We start from the raw sequence: 21,391 nt of genomic DNA, 5'->3' as shown, positions 1-21,391 counted from the left end.
GAGTTTGTATATTAGTTATTTATCTTAGTGAAGAACCAGCTATTTGACTGGCTCCTATCAACAAATATATTATTTCATTTGCTATAAAAGAAAGTGCAAACGATTGTTTAAATTTATTAAATTTCATGCAAACGTTTGATTGAAATAAAAATTATCATTTATTAATTCAATTTGTGATATTGCAAGCACATTGATGATTTAAAAACATAGTTTAATGTCTGATTTTAACCAATTAGTAGTAGAGAACGCAGCAAAACAATTCACATTAGAAGGAGATATCATTTCAGTGCAGCCTTTTGGTTCTGGTCATATCAATGATACTTATCGTGTAACTACCTCCATAAATAGCGGGATATCGCATTTATTGCAACGCATCAACCATCACGTATTTCCAAATGTTGAAGGCTTGATGCATAATATTGAAATCGTAACAAAACATCTCAGTAAAAAAGTAAAAGTTGCCGAAGGCAAGCGGGTCAGTGACCATGTCCTGACGATTATTCCTACACTGGAAGGCAAGTTATATACGAAGGACAGCGAAGGGAATTACTGGCGTATGTTTATCCTGATTGAGGATACAAAGAGTTATGATATTGTGGAAACAGAAGTGCAGGCGGCAGAGGGTGGACGTGCTTTTGGACTGTTTCAGAAACAGCTTTCTGACCTGGATGCTTCCCGTATTGTTGAAGTACTGCCTAATTTTCATAACGTAGAATTCCGACTCAATAATCTTCGAAAAGCGATTGCGCAAGATGTCTGCCAACGTGTGGAACAGGTAAAGGATAAACTGGACTTTATCTTTAGCCGTGAAGACCGTATGAAGACAATCCTGGATTTGGGAAATAAAGGTGCATTGCCCTTGCGTATCACACATAACGATACAAAATTTAATAATGTATTACTTGATGTCCACGATAAAATGCAATGTGTGATTGATCTGGATACGGTTATGCCAGGGTACGTTGCCTATGATTTTGGAGATGCCATACGTACCATTATTAATCCCGTAGCCGAAGATGAAAAGGATATATCGAAAATCGTGCTGAACCTATCATTATACAAGGCCTATGCAGAAGGCTATCTGGAAGAAGCAAACGAGTTTTTGACCACAGCGGAAAAAGAAACGCTGGTTGATGGGGCGTTTTTATTACCTTATATGCAAGGCGTACGCTTCCTGACCGATTACATTGAGGGAGACCATTACTATAAAACCAAATATGACGAACATAATTTGGTACGTACCAATACGCAGCTAAAATTGGTGGAAGAGATGGAAAAGAATGAAGAATTTATGCGAAAGGTAATTTTTGATTGTATTTAACGATTTTATACCTTTAATATGTTGAGAAGCTTCCATCTAATGATGAAGCTTCTTTTTCTTAACTTTACTGTATATGAAGAAACTAACCATTCTGCCCATTGCATCAGATTTGACCGGCAGCCACAATTTTAATCAGCTTTCGGATCTTCTAAAAGATTTGGAGTGGAATACATTGGAGCAGAGTAATTGGAGCGATTCGTATCCTTATAAGCCGCAGGTGCGATTTAAAATAGGTTATACGCAAAATGAATTGCTGCTACAGTTTGATGTCGCTGAGGAGCAATTGCGCGGAAATTACGCAGAAGCAAACCAAAATGTTTGGGAGGATAGTTGCGTAGAGTTTTTCGTTTCGTTTGATGATCGCAAGCATTATTATAATATAGAGTTTAATTTGATCGGAACAGGGTTGATCGGCTACGGTACTCCTGATAAATCAGCGAGAAGCAGGCTCAGTGCGGCAGAGATTGAGACGGTGCAGGCATTCTCCATGATCGAGCGGCATAGCGGTACAGATAGACGCTGGAGCATGATCCAGGTCATTCCACTGGCTGTCTTTAAATTTAATGATACAAGTGAGCTGAAAGGGAAGAAAATACATGGGAACTTTTACAAGTGTGGTGACAACCTAAAAAATCCGCATTTTCTCTCCTGGAGTAAAGTAGATAATCCAACTCCTAATTTCCATTTACCTCAGTTTTTTGGCGAACTGATTTTTGGATAGAAGTTGGATTAATAAAATGTTGTTGCTTATTGGTAAACAGATTCTTTTTTGAATTTTTTTGCCAATAAAGCATACACCAAAACACGGTATTTATTTTTATTGGATTTACCAATAGTGGTAATAACTTCTTCTAATGCTTTGTCTAAATCAGGACCATCTTTGAGCCCTAATTTTTTGATCAGAAAATTTTGCTTGACACGTTTAAGCTCTTCGGGATCTGACGCTGCAATAGTTTCTGAATCTGCATTGTAAATGGAAGGTCCCATCCCTTTTGTCACTTTTGCAATAAACGCATCATCGAGTGATAACCCTAGTTTTTTTGATTCTGCAGTATATGCAGCAATTTTTTCATCTAATTTGCTCATAATTATGTAAATGATTTAATTGTAGTAAGTTAAGTTAAGCGAAAAAAGTTGGAAAACAAAATAATTCTTGGGGGATAAATAAAGATTGTTACATTTGTAACCGTTTAAGTGCTGGTAACCGAAAGTGTGGAAAAATTCAATGAATTATTCTTTGCAATTGTTGCAAATTACATTTTTATAAATTATCTTTGCACCTCAATAATTGAATATACGTAATCATAATAATAATGAAAAAAGATTTGCATCCTTCAAATTACAGATTAGTTGTATTTAAAGATATGTCAAACGACTATGCTTTTATTACTAAATCTTGTGTTGACACGAAAGAGACTATTCAGTGGGAAGATGGTAATGAGTACCCAGTTGTAAAATTAGAGATTTCTCATACATCACACCCTTTCTATACAGGTAAAATGAAATTGGTTGATACTGCTGGACGTATCGACAAATTCCGTAGCCGTTACAACAAAAAATAATTGTAGCAGATCTGTATATTACAATATTAAGAACTCGATAAATGTTATTTGTCGGGTTTTTTTTGTTATTTTTATTTTGTGAAAATCTTTTTTGTAGATTGTTTTGATGCTATCCGATCGTTGGATACGCTCACTTTCCCGCTGACTTCTTTTGATAAAAAGAGTTTATATCCTTTTACCTTCGTTAAATCCTGTTTAGACTTGCGTGTCGGTATTCTCACTTTAAGGGAGAAATGGCATAGGTTGGCTTCCACATTCAATCTGGAGCTTGCCGAGGGGAATAGTTGTGAGGATGGAGCTGTTTGGGTGACCAAACATGTAGTTCCCTCTGCGGTGATGTTACAGGCTGTTTTGGCGATGGAGGAAGGCGATATCTTGCGACAGGATGAAATGATCATCGCCTGGCGGTATCATAAAGAGGGGGCTTTGAAGTTAAAGCATGCAGATGATACCATCTCTTTGTTGAAAGGCGTGGAAGACCTGTTTGTATTAACGGGGGCGGAAATTGTACATGATTTCAACCTGTTGGCACAAAAGACAGCCGTTGAGGCTATCTCTCCCACAAACCAGTTGCTGGGTACAGATTTTTACGTCGCTGAAAAGGTCTCGATGGAATGTGCGACACTTAACTCGACCACTGGCCCTATTTACATTGACGAGGGAGCCACGATTATGGAAGGTGCTCATCTGCGCGGGCCACTCTATCTTGGAAAAGGGGCTGTCGTAAAAATGGGTGCAACGATCTATGGCAATGTGTCTGTGGGAAAACAAAGTGTCGTCGGAGGTGAGGTCGGAAATTCCGTTATCGGGGACTTTTCCGCAAAAGGACATCATGGTTATCTTGGCTGCTCGGTCATAGGGGACTGGTGTAATCTTGGTGCCGGGACCTCCAATTCGAATCTTAAAAACAATTTAAAAACGGTATCAATTTATGATTATAGCCTCGAAGACTTTAGGGATACAGGCTTATTAAAGTGTGGTGTTTTTATAGGTGACTATACACGGACGGGGATTAACTCGTCTTTTAATACCGGAACCGTAATTGGAATTGCAAGTATGCTGGCAGATACAAGTTTTTATGCTAAATTTGTACCGTCGTTTGCCTGGCTGTTCAATGGGGATACACAGATCTATAACTTTGACAAGTTTATGGAGTACCTGGAAACGCTATATATGTCAAAAAATGAGGAACTGCCGGAAAGGCTCACAAGGGAATTGAATCAACTTAACAAAAAATATAATTAAATCGTAAAAATCATGCGTAAGAAAATCGTAGCTGGTAATTGGAAAATGAATTTAGACTATCAATCCGGATTAAGTTTATTCTCTGAAATTATCAATATGGCCAAAGATGAAGTTATTGGAAATCAGGAACTGGTTGTTTGCAGCCCTTTCATTCACTTGTCAAGTCTTGGGCAACTTTCCAAGAATGTGGCTAACGTGAATATCGGTGCACAAAATATTCATCAGGCGGAGTCTGGAGCTTACACTGGTGAAATTTCAGCAGGACAGGTAAAATCGGTCGGTGCTTCACATGTGATCTTAGGTCACTCTGAAAGACGTGCTTATTTTGGAGAAACAGACGCTTTGTTGGCTGCGAAAGTAGATATCGCGTTGAAACATGGCCTGACGCCGATATTTTGTATTGGAGAAACCAAAGAAGAGCGCGAGTCCGGTGATTTCTTTGAAATAATTAAAACACAATTGACTGCTGGATTGTTCCATCTGTCCAATGAAGCTTTCGCTACAGTGGTATTGGCCTATGAGCCAGTTTGGGCGATCGGCACGGGTCTTACGGCTAGTCCGGAGCAGGCACAGGAAGTTCATCAATTTATCCGTCAGGTCGTCGCAGAGAAATATGGTCAGGAAACAGCGGATAATACAAGTATTCTGTATGGTGGTTCTTGTAATCCGGGTAATGCAAAAGATCTGTTTGCACAAGCAGATATCGATGGTGGTTTGATTGGAGGAGCTTCTTTGAAATCGAGAGATTTTATTGATATTGCCAAAGTGTTTAACGGCTAATTTTTAGAAATGAAATACATAGAGGTTATCTTTCAAATGCTATCGGGCGAGGAATGGCAAAAAGATCTATTGGTATCTGATTTGGCAGACATCGGCTTTGATACGTTTGAAGATACCGAATCTGGATTTGCAGCTTATATTCCAGCTGCAAATCTAGATCTGCAGGCATTAGAAACATTAATGCTACATCTTGATGAAGGACTTGAAGTAAGCTATAAAGTCCAGGAAATTGAAAATCAGAATTGGAATAAGCTCTGGGAGAGTAATTTTAATCCCATTGAAGTAGGTGGACAATGCTATGTTCGTGCTACATTTCATGAGGCAAGGCCTGATTTTCCCTATGAAATAATCATCGACCCCAAAATGTCCTTCGGTACAGGGCACCATCAGACGACATCGATGATGCTACAGTATATTCTGGAAAATGATTTTGAGGGTAAACAGGTCCTGGACATGGGCTGTGGTACGGGGATCCTGGCGATCTTGGCTTCAAAAAAAGGGGCTGATGCTTTATTGGCAGTAGATTACGATGAAATCTGCGTGGACAGTGTGATCGAAAATAGCGCGCTTAATACAGTAACCAATATCGAGGCTATCTGTGGCTCTTTTGAGGTTTTAAAAGGCCGTGTTTTTGATACTATCTTAGCAAATATCAATCGGAATATTCTATTGGAACAATTGCCCCAATACGCTTTAAGTATCAATATAAATGGAGAGTTGTACTTAAGCGGATTCTATGAACAGGAAGATTTGGCCATGTTACGTGAGACAGCTGAGTCTTTAGGTTTTGAATTTATCTCCAAAAAAGTTTTAAATAATTGGTGTGCAGCCAAGTTTGTGAAACGGTAATAGAGCGATGCGTATTCATTTTATAGCGATAGGTGGTAGTGTGATGCACAACCTTGCCATTTCCTTGGCAAAGCAAGGGCACCAGATTACTGGATCTGATGATCAGATTGTGGAGCCTTCCCGTTCCCATCTTATCGAAGCTGGATTATTGCCAGATCAATTGGGATGGTTTGCCGATAAGGTGACAGAAGATATTGATGCTGTTATTTTAGGAGCACATGCGCAAGCAGATAATCCCGAATTAAAAAGGGCGCAGGAATTAGGCCTGAAAATCTATTCTTTCCCTGAGTTTATACAAGAACTTTCACAGGATAAAATCCGTGTGGTTATTGCAGGTAGCTATGGGAAAACCACGATTACGAGTATGGTCATGCACGTCATGCGCTTCTTAGGTAAAGATTTTGATTACCTGGTCGGGGCGCAATTAAGAGGCTTTGATAAACTTGTGGATATTACCAAGCATAATAAGATTATTATTATCGAGGGAGATGAATATGTTTCGTCCAAAATTGACTCCAAGTCCAAATTCTTGTATTATAAGCCCAATATTGCGCTAATCTCGGGTATCGTATGGAATGAATTCAATTCCAAAATATCTCAAGAGGAATATATTAAACAATTTGAAGATTTTATTGATTCTATACCTCCCAAAGGAACACTGATCTATAATAAAGAAGATGCCGTTCTCCAAAAGGTTTTGCAGGATACTAAAGATTGTAAGATCAACAGACATGGTTATAAAATTCCTGATTATACGATCAATAAAGGGGTTACCTATTTGAATACTGCGGATGGAGATGTTCCTTTGCAGGTATTTGGAAAACATAATCTGTCCAATATTGCAGGCGCTTATACGGTCTGTGAATGGTTGGGAATTAAAAAGAAAGATTTCTTTGACGCAATAAAGAGCTTTAATACTTCTATTCGTTATCTCGAGTTTGTGGCCAGTTCGGAAGGATCAGTGGTCTATCAGGATTACGCCTGCAATGCAGATAAAGTTCGGTCAAGTATCCATGCCGTAAAAGAACAATTTCCTAATCAGAAATTGGTCACAATTATTGAATTAAACTCATATGATAGCTTAGATTCATCCTTTTTGTTACAATATGCGGACTCCATGCGGGAATCGGATGTCTCTGTAGTCTACGTGAATATCAACTCATGCAAGGAAATGAACAAGGATATTGAACGCGTGCCTGAGAATATCAAACGGAGCTTTAATAATCCTGATTTAGAGGTTGTTGTGAGTTTGGATGGGCTGTATTCGTTTTTAGATGGGGTTAAGTCCAGAGGTTACAATTTACTACTTATGAGTTTAAATAATTATAATGGGGTTAATCTCTCGGTGCTTGCTGATCGTTTTTTTAGAGATTTTTAAAGAAAATATTATAATTTAATGTAAATTAATTTTTATTTGCTATTTTTGTTTAAAATATCTACCAGATGAATGCATTAGGAAAAAAAATTAGATTACTTAGACACCAAAAAGGGTGGAGTCAAGAGGATGTTGCAAAGCGATTGGATATCTCAATCCCAGCATTTTCTAAAATTGAAACAGGAATTACAGATGTGAATCTGTCGCGCTTGAATCAAATCTCAAAATTATTCAATTTGACAGTTGTTCAACTATTATCTACTTCGGATTCAGAAGAAGATAAAGAGTATGTCAATGAAGTCAATGCGTTAACGCAAAAGTTGCAACAACGTGATGGCGAAGTGATCGAGCTTCAGAAAAAGGTCATTGATCTTTACGAACAATTGCACAAAAGATAGGACATATTAAAAATGTTACTGAAAAGGCAATCCAAAGGGATTGTCTTTTTTTGTTTATGCAACTTTATTTTGGCCAAAAGTGATTTTGTTTTTGTTTCTTTGTAAGTATTTTATAAAAATAAGGTTGATTACTTATGGGGAGATTAAACGGGGATATAACTACTAGCCCGTCGAATGATTTTTTTAAATCAAATGTACTGGGACAGCGCTCAGGGCTGTTCGTACTTTTCTTTACGGAGATGTGGGAACGCTTTTCATTCTATGGAATGCGCGTCCTATTGATGCAATTTTTAACTGCAGCGGTCATACAGGGAAGCCCATTCTCTGGTTGGGCCTGGACAGCACAACAGGCTGGAGCCTTGTATGGGACATATGCCATGATGCTTTATCTGACTCCAATACTTGGTGGAATCATTGCCGATAAATACATTGGATCCCGAAAAGCGGTTATTATCGGTTCGGCAATCATGACATTGGGACATGCTGCAATGGCCTTTGATACAGCAATCATGTTTTTCTTGGGATTGATCTGCCTGGTGATCGGAACAGGGTTTTTCAAACCAAACATGCCTTCAATCCTTGGCGAAATGTATAAAGACCTTCCTGAAAAGAAGGATGGCGCATACACCATATTTTATATGGGCGTCAATGCGGGCGCTTTCTTCGGGATGATGCTCTGTGGTTATATTGCCGAAACCTATGGTTGGCATTGGGGATTTGGCCTGGCGGGTATTTTTATGCTGCTCGGAACATTACAATTTGTTTTCGCAAAACCGCTCATGGGTAACCTCGGTATTTTGGACAAGTCTGTTGTAGGCGAAAAGGAAGCAGTCACCGAGACCGATACAGATACCAAAAATCCATTTACGGTAAAGGACTATGTGTTGATCGGTATTGTATCGATAATAGGTTTTGTATATGCCTTTAATGATCCATTGTCGAAAAATGGGATTATCGATGTCTTTGCCGGATTGGATACATCTTTTTTGAGAGGACAGTATATTATGGTCATTATTGCATTGATCCTATTTATTTATCTCATCGTTTCGCGGATTTTGCGTTACGACAAAACCGTTAGGGACAGAATGTTTGCCGTAATGCTTTTGGCGTTTTTCCTCATCTTCTTTTTCATGAGTTTCGAGCAGGGAGCCACCTCCTTGGTGATTGTGGCACGTGATAATATCGATAGAGCACTTACAGGCACGGCATTGACAACATTTAATGTGGTCAATGGTTTATTGACGATCGTTCCTTTATCAATTATCAGCTGGGTTCTAATAAAACTGGCCAAAGTGACCTGGGACAAGATCGCTATTTCCAATATCGTATTGTTTGTCTGTTTTGGACTGATCTGGGGTGCGGCAATCTGGATGCTTTATCAGGAATTTAATAAAGAAGCTTCAGAAATTAAAGTATCCTGGTTTTCAATTCTCAACTCATTTTTTATCATTGCGCTGGCATCTACAGTATCTAAGATATGGGAATCCAAATATAATCCCTCGGCTGCATTTAAATATGGATTTGGGTTGATCTTAGTTGCGATCGGATTCCTGATTATCGGGCTGGGCTCATGGGGAGTAGCGCCGGGAGTGAAAATCTCCATGGTATTTCTTGTTTTGACTTACCTATTTCATACACTGGGGGAATTGTTTATCTCGCCAGTGGGCTTATCTTATGTTTCTAAACTAGTGCCTGCACGGATGTTGGCTTTTATGTTCGGTATCTGGTATCTGGCTATTGCTATCGCGCAGAAGGTTGCTGCGGTATTGGGAGGACAGGTGGAAACAATTCAGCAGGAATATTCATTGAGCCATTTTTTCTTTTTATTTACAGCTATTCCAGCTTTCGCGGGATTGTTAGTGATACTATTCAATCCTTTGATCAAAAGATTGATGCACGGAATTAAATAATAACTATATAAGCTTCTTTTACGAAAGAAGCTTTTTTGATTAATAATAAATACAGTATGGAGGCGAGTACACGCGAATCGTTAGAGGAGATTCAAAATTTTAAGGGAAAGTACCCAAGGCAGATCTGGAGCTTATTTTTCTCGGAAATGTGGGAACGGTTTTGCTTTTATGGCATGCGGGGCATGTTGGTGTTCTTTATGATTAACGAGTTAGACTTTGCAAAGAAAGAGGCTAATTTACAATATGGGGCTACACAGGCATTTGTCTATGCGTTTACATTTATTGGTGGACTTTTTGCCGATAAAATTTTAGGTTTTAGAAAATCACTATTTTGGGGCGGTTTATTGATGATTGTCGGAAGTCTTTTCCTCGCAGCAGATCCACATCAATATTTCTTTTTTGGCCTCTCATTTATTATTATTGGTACGGGTTTCTTTAAACCCAATATTTCTACGATGGTGGGAGAGCTTTACCGGGATGGCGATAACCGTCGTGACGGTGGTTTTTCCTTATTCTATGCCGGGATTAACCTAGGTGCATTTTTGGGGGGATATGTTTGTGTCGCCATTGGTAAAGGTTATATGCTGAGTTCGTTTATCTCCGAGCCTCACCGTTGGAATGTTGCTTTTGGTTTAGCCGCAATAGGGATGTTGGCAAGTTTGATCAATTTTCACTTTACCAAAAGACATTTGGGACCTATCGGACTTCAGCCCGGGCATCCGGATGCTATTGTAAAGACGAAAGCTCTGCCTAAATGGGTTGAATATGCTGTATATGCGCTGACCCTGATCTTTATACCTGTCATTCAGATCATGGTCTCCAAAACGCAATATACGGACTACTTTATGTATACCATAGGACCCTTGACACTCTTATATCTTTTCTATGAAATGTCAAGAGTGACCAAGGAAGAACGCAACAAATTAATTGCTGCGCTGGTATTCATCCTATTTTCCATTATCTTTTGGGGTATATATGAACAAAGCGGCGGTTCGCTGAGTATCTTCGCTGCCGAGCACCTGAATGATTCTCTACTTGGTGTAATGACGCTCGATCCTAATGGCGTGAATAATTCTGGCGGTGCATTATTTATTATTGCGTTGGCGCCATTATTCGGTCTATTCTGGATCTGGCTTGGAAGACGTAAGCTTGAACCGAATACCATTATCAAGTTTGGCCTGGGCTTTGTTTTTCTGGGCTTAGGTTATTACGTGCTTTTTGCTACACGCCTTTTTTCCCACGATGGCATGACCTCATTGGATATCTTTACGCTTGCACTGTTGGTTATTACCATTGGGGAATTGTGCCTTTCTCCAATCGGACTCTCCATTATGACGAAACTATCCCCGGCAAGGTTGCAGGGTATTATGATGGGAATGTGGTTCCTGGCAAGTGCCTATGGACAATATGTTGCAGGTTTGATCGGTGCGAGTATGGCTGAAGCAAAAGCGGGAAGCTCATTAGCGGATAACTTAATGACTTATACAGAAAGTTATAAGCAATTGGGACTGTATTCTTTAATTGCCGGTGTCGTACTTATCGCATTGTCACCAGTTGTTCGGAAATTAATGGGAAATGTAAAATAATCCCTGACACAATATTCACCGAAGACGCATCTTATAGCGCGTTTTTACAGTTTGAGCCAGCCTTTATATAAGGGCAAAAAAAAGGAGCAGATTCATCAGGAATCTGCTCCTTTTTTTAAACTTATGATTGTGCATATTTTATACTAATTGCTGTAAGCAAATTTTTCATTATGGCTTTCTGGGACTCGATATACTTTGTTGGTCACTGAGAAAAGCGATAACGACAAGTATATGAAAACATTTGGTTTCCGCCACACTGCTAGGCTACTTGTCCACAGCTGCTTCGGGACAACATCGTATCAGCTTCGAAATGCGTCCATGATGAGAGCACCATGAGTCCGTGGTGAGTCCGTGTCAAACACGGTCTCACGGTGTAGACATCCCGGCAGCATAATGCTCTTACCTGCTCTCAGGGCCGAATAAGGGGCGAATCGATCCCATTATATAGGCGAAGGATAACTGAATCTCCTATTATACTCGGACTCCGTTCTGAAAATAAATATAGATGTTTTTAATATCAGATTATATGTTATTATTTAATTTAATAATGTATTTTATTTATATATCATAAAATACATATATTTAGGTTTTATTATATAATTGTATAGAATATGTATAAATATAACTTGGCGAAATAAGTGTTCCTAAAGCAATCGTTGTAGAATACCTTTGCTTTCTGGAAGCATATCTGCTCGGAAATGTGGAATGACTAGCATTTTGCTGCATTGGAGAACGAGCCATAAAACAAAAACGCTTGACTTTTTCTGGTCAAGCGTTTTTGTTATCCGTAAATCCATTTGAATTTATATTCTTTTTCAGGAACCTTCATACGATCCGCCAATCTTGCTAGACGGTCCGGTAATTTTAGCAGATAATCTCTTGCTTTTTCACCCTGATCATTTAGTCCCGAAACCTGATCAATCTTCCATTCATTATTAAGTTCTTTCAGGATATCAACATAATCTAATGCAGTATATACGCCTAATCGCTGTGCAGCATCCGAGAAATGTGCAAAGGCTTCACCTTGGGGTTCGCCTGCTTCCCTTAAAAACTGCGCTGGCATAACAATTTTCTTGCGCATCATATCTTCAAACGCAATCATCACTTCGCTCGGATCTACGGTCATGGCTTTTGAAATGAAAGACATATATGCCTTCGCATGACGAGCTTCGTCCGAAGCAATGACTCCACACATCTTCGCCAAAAGCTTATCGCCACTTTTTTTAGAAAGTCCTGATACCCGACGGTGGGATACGTTGGTTGCAAGTTCCTGGAATGAAGTATATATAAAGTTGCGGTAGGGATCAGCTCCGGTGCCGATATCGAATCCATCTTGGATCAGATACTGTGTCGACATCTCAAACTGACGCATATCTATTCTACCTGATAGATAAAGATATTTGTTCAACAGGTCTCCGTGACGGTTTTCTTCGGCAGTCCATGCACGAACCCATTTCATCCATCCACCTTGTTCGTTTTTATCGACATCCTCAACCATGGTCAACCAGGACTCATAGGTAGGAAGGGCCTCTTCGGTGATTGTATCACCAATCAATACCGCGACCAAATCATACGATAGTTCTTTGGCACTTTCCTGTAAATCTCGTATTTCCTCAAAAAAAGTATCCCTTGAAGCGTCTGGAAGGAAATCAGCAGGTTGCCACATTTCTTCTACAGGCTTCAGGTATTCGCTCATTTCATTTAACATGAAAGGCTCCAAGTAGGCCATCACTTCTTTACGTGAGCCTTCTGGTAAATTTAGAGGTAATTCTTGCATATCAATACAAAGGTAAATAAATAGCAGCAATAAATTATAAAAGCAGAATAGAATTGTTTAAAATGGCAAAGGATGCGTAGAAAGGGACGCTTTTGTCATATTAAGTCATGTTTATTTTGGTTGATCATTAAATCCAGATGATTGATAATGACATAAAAAACAGATTGTCGGCCCTGTATTCGATAAAATACTATTAACTTTGTATAAATTATGGAGACGACTTTGGAAACATATAATATAGATAAAATACGCGCAGATTTTCCTATTCTAAAAAGACAGGTAAATGGCAAACCTTTGGTGTATCTGGATAACGGTGCGACGACACAGAAGCCGACAACGGTAATTGATGCTATCGCACACTATTATAAGGATATGAATAGCAATGTACACCGTGGGGTTCATTACCTGAGTCAGATATCGACAGATGCTTTTGAGGTAACCCGCAAAAAGCTTCAATCTTTTATCAATGCTCCTGAAGACAAGCAGGTGATTATCACCAAAGGTACGACAGACAGTATTAACTTGGTTGCTACCTGCTATGGTAGAGCATTTATCAACGCTGGAGATGAAATTATTATTTCTGCGATGGAACACCATTCGAATATTGTTCCTTGGCAGATGCTATGTGATGAAAAAGGCTGTAAGATCCGTGTTATTCCAATGAATGATAAGGGCGAGCTCGATATGGATGCCTATCGGAAACTGCTGAACGAAAGGACGAAGCTAGTTGCCGTAACTTATGTTTCCAATGCATTAGGTACGATCAATCCTGTAAAGGAGATTATCTCGATTGCACATCAAGGAGGAGCGGTGGTATTGGTGGATGCTGCGCAAGCTGTCCAACATATACAAATTGATGTGCAGGATCTTGACGTTGATTTTTTAGTTTTCTCCGGACATAAAATGTATGGCCCTACAGGTGTCGGTGTGTTGTATGGTAAGGAACAGCTCTTAAACGCAATGCCTCCTTATCAAGGTGGTGGGGATATGATCAAAGAAGTAACCTTCGAAAAGACAACCTATAATGAATTGCCTTTTAAATTTGAAGCCGGAACTCCAAATATTGAAGCTGGAATCTGCTTGAATGAGGCGATTGACTATATCAATTCGATTGGCTTAAAAAATATTGAATCCTATGAGCATGAATTACTGGAATATGCACAGGAAAAATTAGCCCAGATTCCGGGAATGAAGTTTATAGGTACCGCAGATCAGAAATGTTCTGTGATTTCATTTATCATTGAAGGTACACATCCCTATGATGTTGGGGTAATATTGGATAAATTGGGTATAGCTGTGCGTACGGGGCACCACTGTGCACAACCTGTGATGGATCGCTTTGGTATCCCTGGAACGATCCGGGCTTCATTGGCACTTTATAATACAAAGGAAGAGATCGATATTTTGGTTGCAGGTATTCAACGCGCAGTCAATATGTTGGTGTAATAAAAACGGTTATGACGATTAATGAAATACAAAATGAATTAATTGAGGATTTCGCTTTCTTTACGGATTGGATGGAAAAATACGAGTACATCATTCAGCTCGGGAAAGAGGTTCCTTTAATTGATGAGCAATATAAGACGGAAGAATATATTATTAAAGGCTGTCAGTCCAAAGTATGGCTGTACCCGGAGGTTAAAGACGGAAAGGTGTATTTTACAGCGAATAGTGACGCGATTATCACCAAGGGCTTGGTTAGCCTGATGGTTAAAGTACTTTCTGGGCATACGGCAAAAGAAATTGTTGATGCTGACCTGTATTTTGTGGATGAAATAGGTTTAAAAGAACACTTGTCGCCAACCCGTGCTAACGGCTTATTGTCGATGATCAAACAAATGAAATTATACGCATTGGCATTGCAAGTCAATGCCTAGCCTACATAAATAAAGGGGATATCATTATCCCCTTTATTTATGCCTCTAAATGAGTACCGCCATTGTTTGGCGGGCTTATCCCAATAAATCTTTAATGATGATCTTATTCATTTTCATGAGCGCTTCTCCGGCCCCTGGGTTTTGAAGGTAGCTGGAGATCTGTGCCGGTACAATTTGCCAACTTACGCCAAATTCATCTTTACACCAGCCACAGCGACTTTCTTGTCCCCTTTGGGTAATGCGGTTCCAGTAATAGTCAATTTCTGCCTGATCTTGGCAGATGATGGTGAGGGAGATGCCTTCATTGAAAGTAAAGTTTTGTGTGACTCCGCTGTCCATGGCCATTAAGGTAAACCCGTTGACAAGGAACTGGCTGTGTTGGATCTGGCCATCATATTCACCTGTCGCGTAGCGCATGATGCCATTGCTACGGAAGTCTTTAAATAATTCCTCGTAAAACTTTAGTGCGGCTTCACATTTACCCTGCTGAGGGCCGCAATACATCAGGGTGGGAACAATTGCTTGCTGATTGGTGTCACTGACTTTACCTTGGTATAATTGCCAGTTTACACCATATTTATCCGCTACCCAACCATAATAAGGGCTCCAAGGATAGTTGTCTAAAGGCATTAATATACTACCATCCGGCGAAAATACATTCCAGATACGGTCAACCTCTTCTTTGGATTCGCAGATCACCATAAAGGATATGGACGGATTTGGTTTGAACATCGGCCCGCCGTTGATGCCGATAAATTTTACGCCATTGAGCTGCGCCTCAACAACAATCGGGGAATTGCCTGTGACTTGGCTGTTCGGGAAGGTCTGGCTGTATAGATCAAAAGCTTCCTTCGCATTTTGATCAAACCAGATGGACGGTATAATTGAATTTTCCATGAGCGTCGATTTTTAAGTTAAAACTCACTTATTTATATTTATCATGTAATCCTTTTTTTGCGATAATCATGGGTTTGATTTTCTCTACCCTGGATAATTTGGTCTTTTCCTGTTTTGCTTCGTCGATATATTGGATATATTCTTTTTGCCTTCCCGGTGTGAGGGCCTTGAAGTGATCATGAAATATCGGATCTGCCTGGAGCGCTTCCAAAAGCAGTCCAGTGGGAGGTATAAGCTCGCTTTTGGCTGGTTTAATTTCTTTTCCCTCGTCAATGGTTCGGATAGATTCCTGGATGTAAGCCTCGATTTTGGCGCTATCCATTTCGCTGACATCCCTAAAACGCCATTGTCGAAGTGCTTTGGTTTTGCCTTCGGAGGCGCTGATCAGAACATTTTCTTTATCTTCTAAAAACACACCATTGTAGAACCAAAGTGAAAAGAAGTTTTTAAAACCACCCCATCCGATGACATTTTTCCCTTTGTGTGTATAGATGTCACTGCCCCATTTGAACTCTTTTTTTAATGGGATTTTGAGCATAATCTGTTGCATCAGCTCCTCGGCTTCGAGCCAATTTCCACGATTGATATGCCAATTGGGAGCTTGTTTATCTTTTAGCCTTTCGATGTTAAAGGCTACAATATCAAGAATGATTTTTTCGGGCAGGGGTTGGTCGATCGGGATCTGTATTGCGCCTTTTGAGGTTTTGAAACCTTTGAGCTCTGTAGCAAAGTGCTCGATGGCGGTTGAACCGGGGTATAGTCCGAGATGTTGTTTATTCATTGCAAAATGGATCAGATTGCCGTTGTACCGAAATGTAGGCATCTGATAGGAAATGGTCTCTGTTGCTGCAGTTGGAACTGCTCCGGCAATCAGTTGCCGGACCTGAATGAGATAAGCTTTTTTGTCGCCTTCAAATTGGTCTATATATGCGTCAATTGTTGAAATGCTACTTGTCATAATCCTGCTTCTAATCTTTGATCCTAGTGTATTTCGTTGTTATAAATTGAATGGTCTGTTGCATTAATACGATCAGACGCGCTGTATTGATATCACTCAGTTTTTTGATATAAATACAGGCTTTACCCATTTTAAATCTGCCTAGTTGTTCTATGAATGACCGATGTTCCTCAAGTCCAGTATATACATAGAGTGAAATGGCCGCTTTACGAGGACTGAATCCGATTAAAGGTGCATATCCTTCGTGTCCGCTAGGATATTTATAATAATATTGTCCAAAGCCAATAATGGATCCACCAAACATCTTTGGGGCCTCCTTTGAAACAGATTGCATCAATTGTATCAATTGGATGCTGTCTTCCCGCTTTTGTATATCAGGTATTTCCTGAATAAAGTCATCGACACTTTTTTCGTTGTAGAAGGTTTTATTCGCTGTCATTTTTTGCCGCTATCAAAACATAAAATCAAATGCGCCCTTACGAAGATTGATGTTATATTCGAGGTATGCCTTCATACAGGCTAGAAAATTTGCCCACCCTTCGGTCTGACGCATCATAATCAAAATGCCTTCCTCATCGTTGTTCATTTCATGTTCTGTAATTTTGACAACAGTGGAGCCCTCGCCGAAGGAAGATAAGCTGATTTCAACCAGTTGATTTGCTAATCCGCCACTCCAGTCAAAGGAAATATAGTCGTCTGGACGGATTGTTTTTCCGGTTACAGGAAAACTGTCGGGGAACTCAGGGAAATTCCATTCTACTGTTTTTCCGGTCTCTAGACGGCCTGTTGAGGACTTAATAAAATAGTGATTCATTTTATTGGGATCAACTATGGCTTCAAAAACTTCATTGATGGGTTTTTGAATCTGAATACTTGCTTTTGCGGTTAGCTTTTCCATATTCTGAATTTTAGACAAATATTATATAAATACCAATAGCTTGTATCAGTTTAGCATAAAAATAATCAAAACCGGTGTAGGAAGATGCGTGTAAAGATGCTGTTTTGTATTTGCTTATTGCCCCCCCGAAATGCTATCGCTGCCTGCCAGTGGGGAAACGTGGTCGGTAGGCTTATTGTTTATGTGTCCTTAAGTTTATAATATAAAATAAACATCGCAGAGACGAATAGGTTTTATTTTTTTGACTTTTGATTGTTTTTACCCCAAATTGAACAAAAAATGCACCCTATCGCTCGCTTTTTGAGCTATTTTTGATACCATTACAATTTTTCTGTTGAGCTATTGCCTTCCTTTGCATGTTAGTTCAGCTATTAAAATAACGAAATCGAAACTTATGATAAAAATCAGGTATTACCTTATTTTAATGCTTTCAATCACTGTCATGGCGGCAATGGGACAGGTTCATAATGCCAATAAGGGCAATGAAGCCGCAGATATGTTTAATGACCCGGGAACAAGGGATAGAAACGCGATCGCTGAGGCGGAATCCGGTTGGTGGAAAGCGTCATTGGCTGGTCAGGAACAGCGTATCAAAAAGTGGAAAGAAGCCGCTTTTGGCATGTTTGTCCACTGGGGCGTTTATTCGCAATATGGTAATAAATGGAAGGGCAAAAAAGGAGGTGGCTATGCCGAACACCTTATGCGTGTCATGCAGATTCCCCGTCAGGAATACCTGGACTCGGCGGCAAGATTTAATCCAGAAAAATTTGATGCGGAGGAATGGGTGCTCCTGGCGAAAAATGCAGGCATGAAATACTTTATCATCACGGCCAAACATCATGACGGTTTTGCGCTATATCCATCTCGGTATTCGAGTACTTATTCTGTCAAGAGCACGGCTTTCAAACGGGATCCATTGGCCGAACTTGCGCATGCCTGCCGTAAACATGGTTTGTTATTTGGATTTTACTATTCCCACGCTTTTGATTGGGAGCATCCTGATGCTCCCGGCAATGACTGGGATTACGCTAATCCGGGCGGAGATAAACTATTGGGAGGAGCAAACTGGTTTGACAACCATCCCGAATGGTTGCCCAAGGCACAGCGCTATGTGGACGAAAAAGCTATTCCCCAGATAAAAGAGCTGATCCACCAGTACAGGCCTGATCTGCTTTGGTTTGATACGCCGCATAAGCTGCCTTTGTCAGAAAATCTAAGGATCCTGAAAGCGATCTGGGATACTGATCCATCGATTGTTGTCAATGGGCGGTTAGCGCGGACAGCAGAAAAGAATTACGGTGATTATTTAAACACTGCTGACCGCCCTGAAGAGTTTTATCCTGTTGCTAAAGGTGCTAATTGGGAAGCGATTCCGACAACCAATGACTCATATGGGTATTCGTCAACGGATGTAAACCACAAACCAACGGCACATTTTATTCAATTGCTGGCGAAGGCGAAGGCCATGGGAGGGAATATTTTATTGAATATAGGCCCCAAAGGAGATGGTAGTATTGATGCCCCTGATGTGGCTATCTTAAGGGGAATAGGCGGATGGATGACAAAAAATAAAGCGAGTGTTATTGGCGTTGAACCTGCTCCGCTACCGCGTCAACAATGGGGGGTGATCACAAAAAGAAAGGATATATTGTATCTGCATGTATTCAATAAACCAAAAGGAGAACAATTGACTGTGGGCGGTCTTACTGCTGCGGTCAAATCCATCTCTTTATTGTCTTCAAAGAAGAGTATTAAAGCATACACTTCAGATGCCATAGGACTTCATATTCCATTGGATCAAATAGCCGCTGATTCAGCAGATGAAGTTATTGTCGTCCGGTTAAAAGAAGATAATATTGTTCCCCAAGCCAATGATCTGATTTATGTGGATGCACATAGTGCCGAAAATCGATTATTGTCTTTCTATGCAAAACAGTATGGGCAACCGATGAAGTTTGGAGACGGTAAAAGAGATCGTTACTATGTGTCCGGATGGAAAAGTAGTAATCAATATCTTGGATGGAATATCGATGTATTGGAGCCAGCGCAATTTGATGTTGTCATACGCTACGTTAAAGATGTGGAAAATACAGGTGGGGATATGGTATTGGAGATTGGTGGACAAACATTGGATTTTTCAATTGATCCCGCATCAGCTACAAGTGTACGGGGAAACTCGCTTAAGCTTGAGCGGATAAACTTGCCGTCCGGAAAACAATCCGTGCAACTGCGTGCAAAAAATATTGTAGGCGGGGAGGCGGTGAAGTTTTTGGAAGTTGTCCTAACAAATGATTAAAATAGCTTATGAGGAGGAGAGGAGAACCCTCATACCACTAAAAAGGAAAAGCTAATCGTTTGATTAGCTTTTCCTTTTGTGATCCCGCTGGGATTGGCTCAGCCGCACATTTCCCGCGCGTATCCCTGAGCCTCTATAAGGTCGAACCCGGCTGACCCTTCTTTCGAATCCTTACCTCTATAACAAAAAAAGCTAATCATTTGATTAGCTTTTCCTTTGTGATCCCGCTGGGATTCGAACCCAGGACCCATACATTAAAAGTGTATTGCTCTACCAGCTGAGCTACGGAATCCTTTCTGTTTTTGAAAGTGATGCAAAGGTATGAAAATATGTGGTTGTGTCCAAATCTTTTTGTTGTTTTTGTTTGAATAATTTATAACGGTTTATAAATTACCTGTTTATTTTTCCTGGTTGTCCGGTTTGTCCTTTGAACCATGGTGGATTCGATTGTAAATCGAGCGATTTCGATCAGTTCGTTTTTGTACTTTTTGCAATTGGAAGCCCGTTAAAATAAAAAAAGTCGGCATGGGCTGCCAACTTTTTTTATTTTGAGGAATAAAGGAGGTAACATTATTCTGTCACAACACCCATATTACTGAATTTGTCAATGCGTTCTTTGACCAATGTATCGCTGTCTTTCGCAGTCAATTCGGCTAAATCTTTCAATAATTGTTCTTTCAGATTTGCCGCAGCCTGTGCTGGATCTTGATGGGCACCACCCAATGGCTCAGGAATGATACCATCTATCAAGCCATTGCTTAACATATCGCTTGAGGTCAATTTCAATGCTTCTGCTGCTTTTTCTTTGTGATCCCAGCTTCTCCATAAGATGGAAGAACAAGATTCTGGAGAAATAACGGAATACCAGGTATGCTCCATCATATATACACGGTTACCTACTCCGATACCCAAGGCGCCACCCGAAGCACCTTCGCCGATAACCACACAGATGATCGGAACTTTAAGTACGGCCATTTCCATAAGGTTGCGTGCAATAGCTTCACCCTGACCGCGCTCTTCAGCTTCCAGCCCTGGGTAGGCCCCCATAGTGTCGATCAACGTAATGACTGGTTTATTGAACTTTTCGGCCATTTTCATTAAGCGCAATGCTTTGCGGTAACCTTCCGGATTAGCCATACCAAAATTATGGTATTGACGCTCTTTGGTATTTTTACCTTTTTGATGACCAATGATCATAACGGGATTACCATCGATGGATGCCATACCGCCCACAATTGCTTTGTCATCTTTTACAGTACGGTCACCATGCAATTCGATAAACTCATCGCAGATAGCTTCGATATAATCATAGGTCTGTGGACGATCTGGGTGACGCGACATTTGAACATTCTGCCATCCTGTTAAATTGCTGTATATTTCTTTTTCCGTAGAAGCAAGTTTTTCCTCAAGTTCACGAACGGTTGCGCTCATATCAACTTGAGTTTTTTCGGCAACCTGTGTTACCTTTTCAATCTGCAATTGCAAATCTGCAATTGGCTTTTCAAAATCAAAAGTGGTTTTCATATATCTATTTTATGAAAATATTCAGAGGGCTAATTTAGCGCATTTTTTCCGAAATTAAAATTTGCGCGTAGAATATCATTGGAAATCCTTTGTTACATTTGCGTTATAATCATTGGCGTGGCTTAGTTTTTGATTGTT

At 40.1% G+C, this 21,391-nt stretch carries 20 protein-coding genes and 1 tRNA gene; 13 read left to right on the top strand and 8 right to left on the bottom strand.

Annotated features, from left to right (window positions below; all coding sequences use genetic code 11):
* The first annotated feature begins 214 nt into the window (after nucleotides 1-214).
* The gene (locus BWD42_RS16370; RefSeq protein ID WP_077437481.1) at nucleotides 215-1,321 is read left to right on the top strand and encodes a phosphotransferase enzyme family protein; all 1,107 of its coding nucleotides are present in this window, start codon (nucleotides 215-217) and stop codon (nucleotides 1,319-1,321) included.
* 73 nt (nucleotides 1,322-1,394) lie between these two features.
* On the top strand, nucleotides 1,395-2,042 hold the full coding sequence (locus BWD42_RS16365; RefSeq protein WP_077437480.1) for a carbohydrate-binding family 9-like protein: 648 nt from the start codon (nucleotides 1,395-1,397) through the stop codon (nucleotides 2,040-2,042).
* A 26-nt stretch (nucleotides 2,043-2,068) separates the two neighbouring features.
* On the opposite strand, the gene BWD42_RS16360 is transcribed toward BWD42_RS16365, so the two are convergent.
* Nucleotides 2,069-2,407, bottom strand: a complete 339-nt coding sequence (locus BWD42_RS16360) for a DUF2853 family protein (protein ID WP_077437479.1) — start codon at nucleotides 2,405-2,407, stop codon at nucleotides 2,069-2,071.
* Between the two features lie 227 nt (nucleotides 2,408-2,634).
* On the opposite strand from BWD42_RS16360, the gene BWD42_RS16355 reads away from it, so the two are divergent.
* The 8 genes from BWD42_RS16355 to BWD42_RS16320 all read left to right on the top strand — a co-directional run bounded on the left by BWD42_RS16355 (nucleotide 2,635) and on the right by BWD42_RS16320 (nucleotide 11,026).
* Nucleotides 2,635-2,883 carry a type B 50S ribosomal protein L31 gene (locus BWD42_RS16355; protein ID WP_077437478.1) on the top strand — a complete coding sequence of 83 codons (249 nt, stop codon included), beginning with the start codon at nucleotides 2,635-2,637 and terminating at the stop codon, nucleotides 2,881-2,883.
* Between the two features lie 78 nt (nucleotides 2,884-2,961).
* Complete coding sequence (locus BWD42_RS16350; RefSeq protein WP_175992080.1) at nucleotides 2,962-4,128, top strand: putative sugar nucleotidyl transferase; 1,167 nt, start codon at nucleotides 2,962-2,964, stop codon at nucleotides 4,126-4,128.
* 12 nt (nucleotides 4,129-4,140) lie between these two features.
* Nucleotides 4,141-4,908, top strand: a complete 768-nt coding sequence (gene tpiA, locus BWD42_RS16345; protein ID WP_077437476.1) for a triose-phosphate isomerase — start codon at nucleotides 4,141-4,143, stop codon at nucleotides 4,906-4,908.
* Nucleotides 4,909-4,917: 9 nt separating this feature from the next.
* Nucleotides 4,918-5,757 carry a 50S ribosomal protein L11 methyltransferase gene (gene prmA, locus BWD42_RS16340; protein WP_077437475.1) on the top strand — a complete coding sequence of 280 codons (840 nt, stop codon included), beginning with the start codon at nucleotides 4,918-4,920 and terminating at the stop codon, nucleotides 5,755-5,757.
* A 7-nt stretch (nucleotides 5,758-5,764) separates the two neighbouring features.
* Entirely contained in the window at nucleotides 5,765-7,135 is a 1,371-nt protein-coding gene (locus tag BWD42_RS16335; protein WP_077437474.1) for a Mur ligase domain-containing protein, read from the top strand.
* A 65-nt stretch (nucleotides 7,136-7,200) separates the two neighbouring features.
* Entirely contained in the window at nucleotides 7,201-7,530 is a 330-nt protein-coding gene (locus BWD42_RS16330) for a helix-turn-helix domain-containing protein (RefSeq protein ID WP_070566095.1), read from the top strand.
* A gap of 134 nt (nucleotides 7,531-7,664) precedes the next feature.
* On the top strand, nucleotides 7,665-9,440 hold the full coding sequence (locus BWD42_RS16325; RefSeq protein ID WP_077437473.1) for a peptide MFS transporter: 1,776 nt from the start codon (nucleotides 7,665-7,667) through the stop codon (nucleotides 9,438-9,440).
* Between the two features lie 56 nt (nucleotides 9,441-9,496).
* Nucleotides 9,497-11,026 (top strand): peptide MFS transporter, encoded by a 1,530-nt coding sequence (locus BWD42_RS16320; protein WP_077437472.1) that lies wholly within the window; start codon nucleotides 9,497-9,499, stop codon nucleotides 11,024-11,026.
* A 781-nt stretch (nucleotides 11,027-11,807) separates the two neighbouring features.
* Here the strand turns inward: BWD42_RS16320 and BWD42_RS16315 are convergent.
* Nucleotides 11,808-12,803 (bottom strand): acyl-ACP desaturase, encoded by a 996-nt coding sequence (locus tag BWD42_RS16315; RefSeq protein WP_077437471.1) that lies wholly within the window; start codon nucleotides 12,801-12,803, stop codon nucleotides 11,808-11,810.
* Between the two features lie 210 nt (nucleotides 12,804-13,013).
* On the opposite strand from BWD42_RS16315, the gene BWD42_RS16310 reads away from it, so the two are divergent.
* Both BWD42_RS16310 and BWD42_RS16305 read left to right on the top strand, forming a co-directional pair.
* A complete protein-coding gene (locus BWD42_RS16310) occupies nucleotides 13,014-14,249 on the top strand; it encodes a cysteine desulfurase (RefSeq protein ID WP_175992079.1) in 1,236 nt (411 codons plus the stop codon).
* An 11-nt stretch (nucleotides 14,250-14,260) separates the two neighbouring features.
* Complete coding sequence (locus BWD42_RS16305) at nucleotides 14,261-14,680, top strand: SufE family protein (protein WP_077437470.1); 420 nt, start codon at nucleotides 14,261-14,263, stop codon at nucleotides 14,678-14,680.
* A gap of 75 nt (nucleotides 14,681-14,755) precedes the next feature.
* Here the strand turns inward: BWD42_RS16305 and BWD42_RS16300 are convergent, their stop codons facing one another.
* The 4 genes from BWD42_RS16300 to BWD42_RS16285 are packed head-to-tail and all read right to left on the bottom strand — an operon-like array spanning nucleotide 14,756 to nucleotide 17,433.
* Nucleotides 14,756-15,577: a VOC family protein gene (locus BWD42_RS16300; RefSeq protein WP_077437469.1), complete on the bottom strand. Its 822-nt coding sequence runs from the start codon at nucleotides 15,575-15,577 to the stop codon at nucleotides 14,756-14,758.
* A gap of 28 nt (nucleotides 15,578-15,605) precedes the next feature.
* Nucleotides 15,606-16,535, bottom strand: coding sequence for a DUF1801 domain-containing protein (locus BWD42_RS24885; RefSeq protein ID WP_077437468.1), 930 nt, complete (start codon nucleotides 16,533-16,535; stop codon nucleotides 15,606-15,608).
* 10 nt (nucleotides 16,536-16,545) lie between these two features.
* Entirely contained in the window at nucleotides 16,546-16,974 is a 429-nt protein-coding gene (locus BWD42_RS16290; protein ID WP_077437467.1) for a DUF1801 domain-containing protein, read from the bottom strand.
* 12 nt (nucleotides 16,975-16,986) lie between these two features.
* The gene (locus BWD42_RS16285) at nucleotides 16,987-17,433 is read right to left on the bottom strand and encodes an SRPBCC domain-containing protein (RefSeq protein WP_077437466.1); all 447 of its coding nucleotides are present in this window, start codon (nucleotides 17,431-17,433) and stop codon (nucleotides 16,987-16,989) included.
* A 394-nt stretch (nucleotides 17,434-17,827) separates the two neighbouring features.
* On the opposite strand from BWD42_RS16285, the gene BWD42_RS16280 reads away from it, so the two are divergent.
* Complete coding sequence (locus tag BWD42_RS16280; RefSeq protein WP_217700090.1) at nucleotides 17,828-19,729, top strand: alpha-L-fucosidase; 1,902 nt, start codon at nucleotides 17,828-17,830, stop codon at nucleotides 19,727-19,729.
* Nucleotides 19,730-19,948: 219 nt separating this feature from the next.
* Here the strand turns inward: BWD42_RS16280 and BWD42_RS16275 are convergent.
* Together BWD42_RS16275 and BWD42_RS16270 are read right to left on the bottom strand one after the other, a co-directional pair.
* Nucleotides 19,949-20,021, bottom strand: a tRNA-Lys gene (locus BWD42_RS16275).
* Nucleotides 20,022-20,299: 278 nt separating this feature from the next.
* Nucleotides 20,300-21,253: an acetyl-CoA carboxylase carboxyltransferase subunit alpha gene (locus BWD42_RS16270; protein ID WP_077437464.1), complete on the bottom strand. Its 954-nt coding sequence runs from the start codon at nucleotides 21,251-21,253 to the stop codon at nucleotides 20,300-20,302.
* Between the last annotated feature and the right edge of the window lie 138 nt (nucleotides 21,254-21,391).

The sequence above is a fragment of the Sphingobacterium sp. CZ-UAM genome (genome assembly GCF_002000245.1).
GTDB lineage: Bacteria > Bacteroidota > Bacteroidia > Sphingobacteriales > Sphingobacteriaceae > Sphingobacterium.
The sequence above is the reverse complement of the archived record's forward strand: the minus strand, read 5'-3'. Positions and strand labels throughout refer to the sequence as shown.

Excerpts from the sequence above, each read along its gene's own strand:
- BWD42_RS16290 (WP_077437467.1), bottom strand. The coding sequence starts at position 16,974 with ATGACAGCGAATAAAACCTTCTACAACGAAAAAAGTGTCGATGACTTT.
- BWD42_RS16355 (WP_077437478.1), top strand. The coding sequence starts at position 2,635 with ATGAAAAAAGATTTGCATCCTTCAAATTACAGATTAGTTGTATTTAAA.
- BWD42_RS16360 (WP_077437479.1), bottom strand. The coding sequence starts at position 2,407 with ATGAGCAAATTAGATGAAAAAATTGCTGCATATACTGCAGAATCAAAA.
- BWD42_RS16285 (WP_077437466.1), bottom strand. The coding sequence starts at position 17,433 with ATGGAAAAGCTAACCGCAAAAGCAAGTATTCAGATTCAAAAACCCATC.
- tpiA (WP_077437476.1), top strand. The coding sequence starts at position 4,141 with ATGCGTAAGAAAATCGTAGCTGGTAATTGGAAAATGAATTTAGACTAT.
- BWD42_RS16280 (WP_217700090.1), top strand. The coding sequence starts at position 17,828 with ATGATAAAAATCAGGTATTACCTTATTTTAATGCTTTCAATCACTGTC.
- BWD42_RS16320 (WP_077437472.1), top strand. The coding sequence starts at position 9,497 with ATGGAGGCGAGTACACGCGAATCGTTAGAGGAGATTCAAAATTTTAAG.
- prmA (WP_077437475.1), top strand. The coding sequence starts at position 4,918 with ATGAAATACATAGAGGTTATCTTTCAAATGCTATCGGGCGAGGAATGG.
- BWD42_RS16325 (WP_077437473.1), top strand. The coding sequence starts at position 7,665 with ATGGGGAGATTAAACGGGGATATAACTACTAGCCCGTCGAATGATTTT.
- BWD42_RS16310 (WP_175992079.1), top strand. The coding sequence starts at position 13,014 with ATGGAGACGACTTTGGAAACATATAATATAGATAAAATACGCGCAGAT.
- BWD42_RS16335 (WP_077437474.1), top strand. The coding sequence starts at position 5,765 with ATGCGTATTCATTTTATAGCGATAGGTGGTAGTGTGATGCACAACCTT.
- BWD42_RS16300 (WP_077437469.1), bottom strand. The coding sequence starts at position 15,577 with ATGGAAAATTCAATTATACCGTCCATCTGGTTTGATCAAAATGCGAAG.
- BWD42_RS16270 (WP_077437464.1), bottom strand. The coding sequence starts at position 21,253 with ATGAAAACCACTTTTGATTTTGAAAAGCCAATTGCAGATTTGCAATTG.
- BWD42_RS16365 (WP_077437480.1), top strand. The coding sequence starts at position 1,395 with ATGAAGAAACTAACCATTCTGCCCATTGCATCAGATTTGACCGGCAGC.
- BWD42_RS16315 (WP_077437471.1), bottom strand. The coding sequence starts at position 12,803 with ATGCAAGAATTACCTCTAAATTTACCAGAAGGCTCACGTAAAGAAGTG.
- BWD42_RS16370 (WP_077437481.1), top strand. The coding sequence starts at position 215 with ATGTCTGATTTTAACCAATTAGTAGTAGAGAACGCAGCAAAACAATTC.
- BWD42_RS16305 (WP_077437470.1), top strand. The coding sequence starts at position 14,261 with ATGACGATTAATGAAATACAAAATGAATTAATTGAGGATTTCGCTTTC.
- BWD42_RS16330 (WP_070566095.1), top strand. The coding sequence starts at position 7,201 with ATGAATGCATTAGGAAAAAAAATTAGATTACTTAGACACCAAAAAGGG.
- BWD42_RS24885 (WP_077437468.1), bottom strand. The coding sequence starts at position 16,535 with ATGACAAGTAGCATTTCAACAATTGACGCATATATAGACCAATTTGAA.